The organism is Slackia sp., assembly GCF_977041755.1.
The window spans coordinates 1-11074 of the sequence record NZ_CDRRGL010000061.1; the positions used below are offsets into that span (position 1 = coordinate 1).

The 11074-nt window shown below is 58.7% G+C and carries 7 protein-coding genes and 2 tRNA genes; all 9 read right to left on the minus strand.

Features of this window, described 5'->3' with window-relative positions; genetic code table 11:
- Positions 1–352 precede the first annotated feature (352 nt).
- A tRNA-Ile gene (locus ACWI8T_RS05805) sits at positions 353–429 on the minus strand.
- Between the two features lie 48 nt (positions 430–477).
- A tRNA-Phe gene (locus ACWI8T_RS05810) sits at positions 478–553 on the minus strand.
- Positions 554–718: 165 nt separating this feature from the next.
- Positions 719–1642 carry an SPFH domain-containing protein gene (locus ACWI8T_RS05815; protein ID WP_114616338.1) on the minus strand — a complete coding sequence of 308 codons (924 nt, stop codon included), beginning with the start codon at positions 1640–1642 and terminating at the stop codon, positions 719–721.
- 338 nt (positions 1643–1980) lie between these two features.
- Positions 1981–3324, minus strand: a complete 1344-nt coding sequence (locus ACWI8T_RS05820) for a coproporphyrinogen III oxidase family protein (RefSeq protein ID WP_281668241.1) — start codon at positions 3322–3324, stop codon at positions 1981–1983.
- A gap of 3 nt (positions 3325–3327) precedes the next feature.
- Positions 3328–4599 (minus strand): phosphoribosylamine--glycine ligase, encoded by a 1272-nt coding sequence (gene purD, locus ACWI8T_RS05825; protein WP_417754244.1) that lies wholly within the window; start codon positions 4597–4599, stop codon positions 3328–3330.
- Positions 4600–4851: 252 nt separating this feature from the next.
- Complete coding sequence (locus tag ACWI8T_RS05830; RefSeq protein ID WP_309324782.1) at positions 4852–6162, minus strand: adenylosuccinate synthase; 1311 nt, start codon at positions 6160–6162, stop codon at positions 4852–4854.
- Positions 6163–6207: 45 nt separating this feature from the next.
- A complete protein-coding gene (locus tag ACWI8T_RS05835) occupies positions 6208–8499 on the minus strand; it encodes an ATP-binding protein (protein ID WP_449138273.1) in 2292 nt (763 codons plus the stop codon).
- On the minus strand, positions 8496–9761 hold the full coding sequence (locus ACWI8T_RS05840; protein WP_449138274.1) for a metallophosphoesterase family protein: 1266 nt from the start codon (positions 9759–9761) through the stop codon (positions 8496–8498). The genes ACWI8T_RS05835 and ACWI8T_RS05840 overlap by 4 nt, the downstream gene beginning before the upstream one ends.
- A 193-nt stretch (positions 9762–9954) precedes the next feature.
- Positions 9955–11074, minus strand: a 1120-nt coding sequence (dnaB, locus tag ACWI8T_RS05845; RefSeq protein ID WP_449138275.1) for a replicative DNA helicase, incomplete at its 5' end; no start/stop codon positions are given.

The window sequence follows — 11074 nt, forward strand, 5'->3', positions numbered from 1 at the left end:
GTCGACATAGCAGCGCTCACATCCCATCCTGCGGCCATATCCGAGGCCGTTGGGGCTAACCCCAGGCTCTTTTTCTGCGAGCGCCCAAGGCGCCACCCGCGACACGAGACTGTCGAATCGACCGAGGTAACCCCAGTCGTAGCAACGGATTGCCCAGCGCAGAGATGCGCCACGGGCGGATATTAAACTGCAAAGACGAGCGTCGGAGAGACACGCCGAGGTCGCCGCAGGAGGGTTGAGATAGAGGAAGGGCCTGACCCAGAAAACCTGGGCCAGGCCCGATTTTGTCTATTGACAATGTCCTGCTCATATTAAAAAAAGCCCGTCCCTAAGGACGAGCTTCAATGTTCGGTGGTGGGCCTGACAAGGTTCGAACTTGTGACCTCACGATTATCAGTCGTGCGCTCTGACCAACTGAGCTACAGGCCCATTTTGCGCTTGAAAAAGCCGCTCTTTCGAGCGGCTTTCTAATTCAAATGGTGGTCAGAGAGGGACTTGAACCCCCGACACGGGGATTTTCAATCCCCTGCTCTACCGACTGAGCTACCTGACCGATTGCGTCAAACGCAGGTATATATACTACAGACCGAACAACCCGAATGCAAGAACTTTTTTCAATAATTTTAAAGTTAGCCTGTCACCTGGACTAACCTGTTAAACGCTACGAGCATTTAACAGGTTTCGGCATCGGGCAGGGCTATTGAAACACGAGACTCGGCTATTTCGTCGACTCCTCATTGGCGGCACCTGCGGCAAGCATCTGCTCGAACATGCTGGCCGTCGATTTGAAATCGTTCGGCAGCACGACGGTCGAGCCTTTGCCCGATTCGGCAAAGCGGCCCATCATGTCGGCCCACTGGGTGAACATGAACAGCTCGTTTGCCTCCTGGGGCGTCACGCCCGATTCCTTAATGGTCTCGAGAGAATCTTTAATGCCCTGCGCGATAGCCTTGCGCTGATTCGCGATGCCCTCGCCGGCCTTTTCCATGCTTTCTGCCTCAGCAAGCGCCTCAGTGACCTTCTTAATGCGATCGGCTTCCGCCAAATCCTGCGCAGCCAAGCGCACACGTTGGGCGGAGTTGATCTGGTTCATGGAATCTTCGACTTCCTTCGGAAGCGAAATGCGCGTGATGAGTGTGCTCACCAACGTGAAGCCGTAAGCGGCCATCTGCTCGCTCACCGTCGCGTTCACGTCTTTGGCGATGTCGTCTTTCTTGGCGAATACCTCATCGAGCGAATACGTCGGAATGCTCGAGCGCAATGCGTCGGTAATGAAGTCTTTCATCTGCTCGACGGGTTCCTGCAACATGTAGTAGCTCTTGAAAATGCCCGATTCCATGGGATTGTTGCCCAGCGAGTAATCGACGTGGTACTGCGCGGAAATATCGAGGCCGATGGTCACATTGTCCTCGGTTTTCACATCGATGCTGAAGCCGTTCTTCATGGTTCGCAGGCTCACGGTCGTAGCTTTACGCTCGAAGAACGGAATCTTCACGTGGAAGCCGGCACCCACGAAGCGATTGAATTTACCCAGACGCTCGATGATTACCGCGTGCTGCTGTTTCACGATGAACAGGCCATCTTTGATGATAGCCGCGATAACCAAAATGAAAATGATGAAGAACACAAGACCGCCAACCATGGTGGCACCTTCCTCTTAGGAGACGATGCCACCATTCTAGCAGGCGGCAGCACCCACACCGCATCAAGAGCACGTGAAATATCGCGGCATGCGCGGCTAAACGAAACAAGCCAGCGTGGCGCCATTCACGCCGAAAGAAACGACGGTAAGCGACTGTCGAATAAAGCCGAAATGGGACGCGGGTGCATCATGGCCGACGGCCACGGCCTAACCCTAAGACGAAGCGTATCCGCCCCTTACAAGCATCGGCTATCGCCCAACGCGACCGCCGCCCGCCTCGACCATCGCCCCTCACGTTCGGCAACAAAAAAACGCCGCTTGGCAAAGCGGCGTTTTCGTTAGTCTTTCATTGCGCAGCCGGCCCCGAAAAGCAAGTCGCGCTCTTCTTTGGGAAGCACGCTGCGAGCCTGGTCACGCAGGTTGTTTACGCCAATGAAGAACTGGCGCATCATAACGACCATGAGGTAGCGGCCTTTCGGCGTGAGCGTGATTTCCTCATCGTTGTCCACGTCGAACGCACCGCTCATCTTCATGAACATATACTCAGCAGGCAAGCCCGCCGCGACACTGCAGCCGAAGTCGCGCTCCCACTGCTTTTTGTCGAGACGCAAGCCGAACAGCTGCATCATAAAGCGGTAGCGCATGCGGTTGCGCTTGCTGAACTCGGCCTTGCCCATAAGCGACATACGACCCGATTCAATAGCCTTATTGTATTCGCGCACGCTGAACGTGTTCACGTACTGCGTATGGCCCAAATACGTCATGCCGCCAGAACCGATAGCCGGGTATTCCTCGTAATCGACGATATACTCATCAATCATCTGGCCATCGCCCGGCGTTTTTGCCGCGGACTCTTCGTCTTCACGCTTATTGAATGTCCACGCGCTGCCATGCACGTAGGGTGAATTCGCGCCGCCGGCGAGCGTCTCAGAAATAATCTCATAGAAACGCTGCTCGCGCTCATAGTCGACCTTGCCGACCGTGCGTGCGAGCGATTTTTCAACCGAAGGCGACGCCATAAGCGGATAGAACGTGGTTTGACCGCTTCCGCCCTCGATAACCATTTCCAAATCGCGACGCAAGATTTCTTCAGTCTGCGCCGGGAAGTTGAAAATCATATCGACGTTGAGCGACTTGAAATACGGCGCAGCAACCTTGATGGATTCGAGGATGCTCTCGCCCGAGCCGTATTTATCGTATCGGTCCATCTGCTTAAGGAGGCCGTTGTCAAAACTCTGAACGCCCACGCTCAGGCGGTCGACGCGTCCCTGCAGCTTGTCGAGATACGACGGAATAAGATGGTTCGGATTGGTTTCGCACGAAACTTCTTTGATCGAAAACTCGCGCTTGGCCAAATCGATGAAATCGCACAGCTCGTCGATCATGATGGTAGGCGTGCCACCACCGATATAGAGCGAGTCGAAGTCGTAGCCAAGTTCCTTCACCATCATGAGCTCGGCACGCAGGTTCTTGAAGTACGGCACCGCGCGCTTCTCGGAAAACGGGAAACGATTGAAGCTGCAGTACGGACACAGGCGTTCGCAGAACGGAATATGCGCGTACAGCATGTAGCGCTGGCCAGCGTTCGGCCCGGGAATACGAGGCTCAGTGCACGGCTTGATATTCATGAACCGCGTAGCACAAGAGCGCACGGCGGTGGTAAGCATGCGTTCACTCAGCATGAATTACGCCTCCAGCGCACGAAGCGCGATGTCGTGGCGATATTGCTTGCCCTCGAAGTTGATTTTGTCGCACGCCTCGTAAGCAAGCTCGCGAGCATCTTCGAACGTGTCGGCAAGCGCGACCACGTTGAGCACGCGGCCGCCATTGGTCACGAGCTCGTCGTCTTGATTGAACGCCGTACCCGCATGGAACACCGTGACGCCATCGAGCTCTTCGGCTTCTTCAATGCCCAAGATAACCTTGCCCTTTTCATAGCTGCCCGGGTAGCCATCGCTTGCAAGCACCACGCACACAGCAACCTGGTCGGTCCAGCGCAAATCGAGCGCGTCAAGCTTGCCCGTGGCAACCATGTAGAACGCTTCAAGCGCGTCAGACTCCAAACGCGGCATGATGACCTGGGTTTCAGGGTCGCCGAAGCGCGCGTTGAACTCGAGCAGCTTGGGGCCTTCGGCGGTTAGCATGAAACCACCGTAGAGTACGCCCGTGTAGGCGTCGTCGAATTCCTTCGCCGTGGCGGCGGCGGCATTCTGCATGATTTCTTGCATAGCGGCTTCGAGCTCGGGGGTTACGCACGGCACCGGAGAGTACACGCCCATGCCGCCCGTGTTCGGGCCCAAGTCGCCATCGAATGCGCGCTTGTGGTCTTGCGCGCAGGGCATGGCAAGAGCCTTGCCCTCGGAAAGGAACGCGAGCATGCTGCATTCGGGGCCTTCGAGCATTTCCTCGATAACCACCACGCTGCCCGCTTCGCCGAAGTCGCCCGCGAAGCAATCGCGAACGGCCTCTTCGGCTTCTTCCATGTCTTCGGCAACCACGACGCCCTTGCCAGCAGCAAGGCCGTCGGCCTTCACGACAATGGGAGCGCCTACCTCATGCAGGTAATCCATGGCCTCATCCTGCGACGTGCACTTTTTGTAGCGTGCCGTGGGAAGGCCATGGGCCAGCATGAATTCCTTCGAGAAGCTTTTGGAGCCTTCGAGGCGCGCACCCTGCGCACCAGGGCCGAACACCGCGATGCCCGCCGTGCGAATAGCATCGGCGACGCCAGCGACCAGCGGAGCCTCGGGGCCAACAACCACAAGGTCGATGTTCTCGCTGCGCGCGAAGCCGATAACGGCATCGGCATCGTTCATGTCGAGGGGGACGTTTTTCGCAATAGTCGCCGTGCCGCCATTGCCAGGAGCAACGAACAGCGAGTCGAGGCGAGGCGATTTCGCAATGGCCCATGCTAGGGCATGCTCGCGGCCGCCCGAACCAAGCACCAAAACGTTCAAGAATGTTCCTTTCCTAGATATGCATAAACCCGAACATCGCAATTGATGCTCGGGTGTGTATAGTTCGAGGCACCGATTCACTCACGAACCAGTACATGTCAGCGAGAGCGATTCTGATGAGTTGAGCTGCCTTGAAAGAGGAGCGACGCGTACCTCGGAGGTACGCGAGCGACGATTGAAAGGCAGATCAGCCATCAGAATCGATCGTAGCGTCGAGTGCGTACGCCGGCTGACAAGCCGGCGTAGCAATAATTACCAACCCCTGGTAAAGGTCTGATCGCGGTCGGGACCAACCGAAATAATGGTGGCCTTCACGCCCGAGAGGCGCTCGAGTTCCTCGATATAGGCCTGCGCGTTTGCCGGCAGGTCCTCGAAGCTCTTAGCCTTCGTGATATCTTCGCCCTTCCAGCCAGGCATGGTCTTGTACACCGGCTTGGCATGGAACAGCACGCTTTGCTGCATGGGGAAGTAATCGTACGTTTCGCCGTCGCACTCATAGGCAACGCAAATCTTAAGCTCGTCGAAAGCGGAAAGCACGTCGAGCTTGGTGAGAGCGATGTCGGTAAGGCCATTGACCTCGGCTGCATAACGCGCGATAACCGCGTCGAACCAACCGCAGCGACGCTTGCGACCCGTGGTCACGCCATATTCGTGACCCTCAGCGCACAGCAAATCGCCATCGATGGCATCTTGGCCCTCGCCGCCGTTTTCGGGATACACGAGTTCCGTGGGGAACGGACCGGCGCCAACACGCGTGACGTAGGCCTTCTGAATGCCGAGCACGCGATCGATAGCCGTGGGGCCAACGCCCGAACCAGTAGCAGCGCCACCCGCGCAGCACGAAGAGCTCGTGACGAACGGATAGGTGCCGTGGTCGATGTCGAGCAGCGTGCCCTGCGCGCCCTCGAACAGAATGTGCTTGCCCTCGCGCAGCGCGTCGTTGAGCAGCTGAGCGGTTTCGGCCATATGGGGACGAATGATTTCGGCGAAGGGCAAGTAGGCATCGCAAATCTCGTCGACGGTGAACGTACGCTTGCCGTACACCTTCTCGAGAATGGCATTTTTCACCTCGAGGGCAGCCTCGACCTTCATGCGGAACACATGCTCGTCGAGCAAGTCCTGGATGCGAATGCCGCTGCGGGCGGCCTTGTCCTGATAACACGGGCCGATGCCGCGGTTGGTGGTGCCGATTTCGTTTTTGCCCAAACGGAACTCGGACGCCTTGTCGAGCTCAATGTGGTAGGGCATGATCACGTGAGCATCGCACGAGATTTTCAGGCGCTCGCACGAAAGGCCCTCGCCTTCGAGCATGCGCATTTCCTCGACGAGAACCTGCGGGTTCACCACAACGCCGTTGCCGATGACCGGCACGGCCTTTTCATACATAATGCCTGATGGAATGAGGTGCAAAGCGAGCTTTTTGTCGCCGTGGATAACAGTATGGCCGGCATTGTTGCCGCCCTGATAGCGCACCACATAGTCGAAGTCACGAGCGATGAGGTCGGTGACCTTACCTTTTCCTTCGTCGCCCCACTGGGCTCCGACCAACACGACGTTCGGCATAATGGTCCTTTCGTTTGCCGATTCAAATAAAGCAGAACTGAATGATTATATATCTAAAACATGCACGTTCTGAGCCTGTTCGTTAAATGTGCTCACGACCTCCTTATGACAGGTAAAAACGATGACTTGTCGGCTTTGAGCGAGCTCGGCCAAAGCACGGGCCGCACCTGCGCGACGGTCGTCATCGAAATTCACCAGAATGTCGTCGGCGAGCACGGGAATGGCGGTGCCAACTTCAGGTGCGCATTCGAGCAGAGCGATGCGCAGCGCCAAATAGAGCAGCTGGCATGTGCCAAGCGAGAGCAATCGCGGCGGAAATTGAGCGCCGAATGAATCAATGGCGCACACATCGGAACCGCTCGACGCGACGCCCACCCAGGCTCCCGCGGTCATAAGCCCCATGAGATGCGATGCCCGCTCATACACCTTGGGCTGGCTTTCGGTTCCCCATGCCTCGATAGCGCCTGACACCATGCGCTTGGCAAGCAGAAGTCTCACGAGCTCATGCGCCGAGTCGGTTTGGCGCGTGATAATTTGGGCCCGTTGGGTTTTCAACAGGTCGAGCTCGGAAGCGCGCTCCCCATCGGAAAGAATTTGCCGCAGCTGGCCCACGCGCGAAATCATGCCCGCAAGCCGTTCGTCGAAGTTCGCGCGCTTCTGCGCAAGCTCAAACGCCGCCGTCTCAACATCGTCGAGCGACGAATCGCCGGCAAGGCCGACGGATTCAAGGCACTCGCAGCGATACCCTTCGCATCTTGCGAGTTCTTCGCCTGCATTGTCGAGCCCCGTTTGCGCTTGGCGGCGCGCACGATCGGCGCGAAGCTGGGCTTCACGAGCATCGTGCATGACGTCAAGCTCGCGCAATGCCGCGCGGGCCGTAACGACACGAGGGGGAAACCCGAGCTGCGCGAGCGATGCGCGCACCTGATCGGCCACGACCATGACCTCGCCCTCACGCGAGTCATACGTCGATTTGCACGCAACCATGGTGGCGCGGGCCGAATCGATGTCGACTTTTGAGGAAGGCGGCGTTGGTTTCGCTTTAGCGATAAGCAGAGCGCCCACGCCTACGCAGCACACGCTCGCGACCATGGCGAAAATCGCCACGGGCAGGGCATCGGGCGCGGCAAGAGCCAGCGCGAACGCCGCCACGGCAAGCAATCCGGCTGCACAAAATGCCGCGATGGGCGCCGTGCGCGAAGCGCGGGCCTCCGGCGCCTTTTCGGCTTGCGCCGCCGCATCGCGACGGGCCTCCCAAAAACCGCGCGCGTGCTCATACGCCTCGCGCGCCGCCGACAAGCGCTGCGCCGCAGCGTCTTCCTGCTCGGACAGCAATTCGAGCGAAGCGCGCAGACGCGCTTCCTCCTCCGCCGAAACGCGCGGAGTCGCAGCATAAGCGGCGAGCTCCGCCTGCGCGTCGGCCTCGCATGCGCGCAACTCAGCCTGCGCGCTGGTTATTTCTTCACGCAGGCGGTGGCGCGCCGAATCGATGCGCGAAAGCTCGCCTTTGCACGCCGCCAGCGCTTCGATTTTGGAATCGAGCACCGAGAGCTCGCGTTGCAATTGCTCGCGATCGTCAAGCAGCGAGCGCAACTCAACGTCTTCCGCCTTCAGCTCGTCAGCTTGGGCGCGCGTTTCCAGCAAGCGCTCTTTCACGCCTTCGAGCTCGCGCTTCAAATTGGGGAACGATTCGGTCTCGGAAGCCGCACGACTCATAAGCGCCGCGATGCGCGCGTCCAGGGCGGAAGCCACATGGGCGGGACTTTCCTTGGTTCCTGAGCCAGCCGTGAGCAATTTCGCCGAGATGTCGGGCGCCGCCTCGAGCGATCGAAGCTCATCGGCATCGAGCGAGAAAAGCGTTTGGAACGTTTCGCGATCGATGTCGCCGCACACCGCCGCAAGCCACGCTTCGTCGCTAATGAGGCCTTCCGCATTGCGGGCGCGCGAAACGCGGCCCACTTCACCCGTTGATGCGTCGCAGAACAGAAGCGAACCTTCGCGCGAAGCGGCGCGAGGCTTGTATGCATTGCGCGAGCCGCGCGCTTCGGGCCAGCCGAACAGCACGCCGCCCACGAATGCGCGAGCGGTGGTTTTGCCCGCCTCGTTGGGGCCATACACCACATTGAGACCCGACTTGAAAGGCCCAAGCGCTCGGTCGATGAAACGCCCAAACGCCGCCATATGCGCTCGCTGAAGGTATATGCCCGCATGGCTTTCCGCTTGGGGGTTCTCAGGCGCGTGGGCGTTTTCCGATTGCATCAAATCGCGCGACGCGTCAATGCTCGACTGCGCGGGCGCTTTTTTCTTCGAATGTTGAGCCGCATGCTTCGCCGTCATAGCTGCTCACGCCCCTCCAAAAGCTCAAGGGCCATATCTTCGGCGCGCGCGCACGCACCTTCGAGCGCTCGGTCGATGCCCGCCGGCAACGCGAGGCCGCGAGCGGCGAATTCGCGCTGCAAGTATTCGATGGTTTCCTGCTTGTTTGAGGCGAGCTTCGCCGATTCGCGAAGAAGCGAAGCCTCGAAAAGGCCCGCGGCGCGCATCGCATCCCTGTCGAGAGGGGAAGTCGTCTCGTCGATAAGCGCGTCGCAGAAAAACGACGGATAACGTTCGTTGAGCTCGTCGCGCATTTCGTCGATATACCCCGGGGTCGCGAGCATGCCATGCAGAGGCGTTGCTCCCACGAGCGTGACGCGCGCGATCATTTCCTCGCATATCACCTGGGAATTCGCATCGAACATAGCACGAACGCAAGCGCCAAGCACATCTTCCGCACCCGCACAGGCAGATACGTCGACGCGCAACTGCTCCCACTCGACCGATTCGCACGCGATGAATTCAAGTTGGTTGGGCACGCCTTCCTCGAGCGTCACCGCATAGCAACCGCGGTCGCCGACTTCTTTAATGTCGCGGCCCTGCGCGCAGCCGCAGAAAGCGATTTTGGTCTCGGCGGCGTTTTTAGGAAAGCGGAAGTTTTTATGGATGTGCCCCAGCGCCCAATAGTCCATGCCCGACGCATACAGGACATCTTCGCTGGTAGGGGCCTTGTATGGATCCATCCACAACCCCGTGTGCAACATGCCGACGACAAACGGCACCTGCACGCCGCACGCCGCTTCGGCTGCAGCGCGCGTCATGCCCGCAGCGATATCGCTTTCAGGCGCCTGATTCGAAAAGCCGCGCGCGGCGATAACCGCGACAGGTTCGCCATCGCGCTCATAGACGACATAGCCCGGCTCGTCGGAGCCGAACATATGCACGTTTTCGGGAAGCTGGTCGCGCAAACCCGCCCACGTCGCATAAGGGTCGTGATTGCCCGCAATGAGGTATACGGGGATCTGCGCATCGCGTAAGCGTTCGAGACCCTGCAAGAAATGGCGATGATGGGCGTAGCTTGGCTTGTCGGTGTCGAATTCGTCGCCCGCAAACAGCACGAAATCGACCCCGCGCTCGATTGCCGCATCAACCACGCGGTCGTACGCCTCGGGAATCGCGCGCGTAAGCCGGTCGGCCCATTTCGGGGAAAGGTCGCGCAAACCGCGAAAAGGCGCACCCAAATGGATGTCGCCCGAATGAATGAATGTAATACGCTCGCTCATACGTCGAGTGTACCCGATAGCCGCGAATCGGTGCGCAGCATTCGCATCAACGACAGCGAAAAGCCGTTCGATGCCCGCAGGGTCTCACATAAGAAACGCCGCTGCGAATACAGCGGCGTTTGAGGGCGAAACAAAGCGCAGAACGAACCGGCGATGAGAACGAAGCCCGTGGTACGGGCAGTCCAGACATTGTCTAGATTTGGGATGCGTCGATATAGTTGCCGAACTTGGTGTATTCAGGATTGAACGACAAGGTGATATCGCGGGTGGCGCCGTTACGGTGCTTAGCGACGATAAGTTCGGCGGTTCCCCAATCGGGACGGCCGTCGGTCTCGGCCTCCATTTCGTCCATGGAGCGGTCGATGAACATAACGATGTCAGCGTCCTGCTCGATGGAGCCCGATTCACGAAGGTCGGAAAGCATGGGGCGCTTGCTGCCACGCATCTCAACGGCACGGGAAAGCTGGGAAAGCGCAAGCAGCGGCATGTCCATTTCCTTCGCGAGCACCTTCAGGCCACGAGAGATTTCGGCGACCTCGACGGCGCGGTTGCCATCGCGGCGGTTCGACGGCGGCTGCATAAGCTGCAGGTAGTCGACAATGATGAGGCCCTTCTTCTTGTCGCGCAGCTGGCGGCGGGCCTTCGCGCGCATTTCGAGCAACGAGAGGCCCGGAGTATCGTCGATATACAGTTCGAGCCCCGAAAGGGTAGCCGCAGCGTTCATGATGGCGTTCCAGTCGCCTTCCTGCAAATTGCCTGCACGCAACTGGCCCAAGTTCACGCGCGCCTCAGCGCACAAAATACGCTGCACGAGCTGATTGGCGCCCATCTCCAAGCTGAACAAGGCAACCGCAGCGCCGGCTTTCGCGGCGTTCGTAGCGAGGTTCAAAGCAAATGACGTTTTGCCAACACCAGGTCGTGCGGCCAAAATAAGCAGGTCGCCACCGCGCAAACCCCAGAATAGCTTGTCGACGTCGGTGAAGCCGGTCGGCGTGCCCGCCATTTGGTTCTTGTTGTTCACGAGCTCGTCGATTTCGTCGAAAGCCTGCGTGAGCAAGTCGGTGATGTTTTGGAACGAAGAGGAAACGCGCTTCTGCGTAACCTCAAACAGCATCTTTTCCGCGTCCTCGATAACTTCGTTGGTATCGTCGGGTGCGTCGTACGCCAGGGCGTTGATATTGGTTGATGCGTACACCAAATCGCGCAGCACGCTGTTGCGCTTCACGATTTCGGTATGGTTCTTCCAGTTGGTAAGAGCGAGCGTATTGTTAGCCAATTCGACCAAATACGGCCGGCCGCCCACCGCTTCAAGC

What these genes read in the sequence shown, in the direction of transcription:
- ACWI8T_RS05815 (WP_114616338.1), bottom strand. Translation starts at nt 1,642, where the DNA reads ATGGTTGGCGGTCTTGTGTTCTTCATCATTTTCATTTTGGTTATCGCG.
- ACWI8T_RS05820 (WP_281668241.1), bottom strand. Translation starts at nt 3,324, where the DNA reads ATGCTGAGTGAACGCATGCTTACCACCGCCGTGCGCTCTTGTGCTACG.
- ACWI8T_RS05830 (WP_309324782.1), bottom strand. Translation starts at nt 6,162, where the DNA reads ATGCCGAACGTCGTGTTGGTCGGAGCCCAGTGGGGCGACGAAGGAAAA.
- ACWI8T_RS05835 (WP_449138273.1), bottom strand. Translation starts at nt 8,499, where the DNA reads ATGACGGCGAAGCATGCGGCTCAACATTCGAAGAAAAAAGCGCCCGCG.
- ACWI8T_RS05840 (WP_449138274.1), bottom strand. Translation starts at nt 9,761, where the DNA reads ATGAGCGAGCGTATTACATTCATTCATTCGGGCGACATCCATTTGGGT.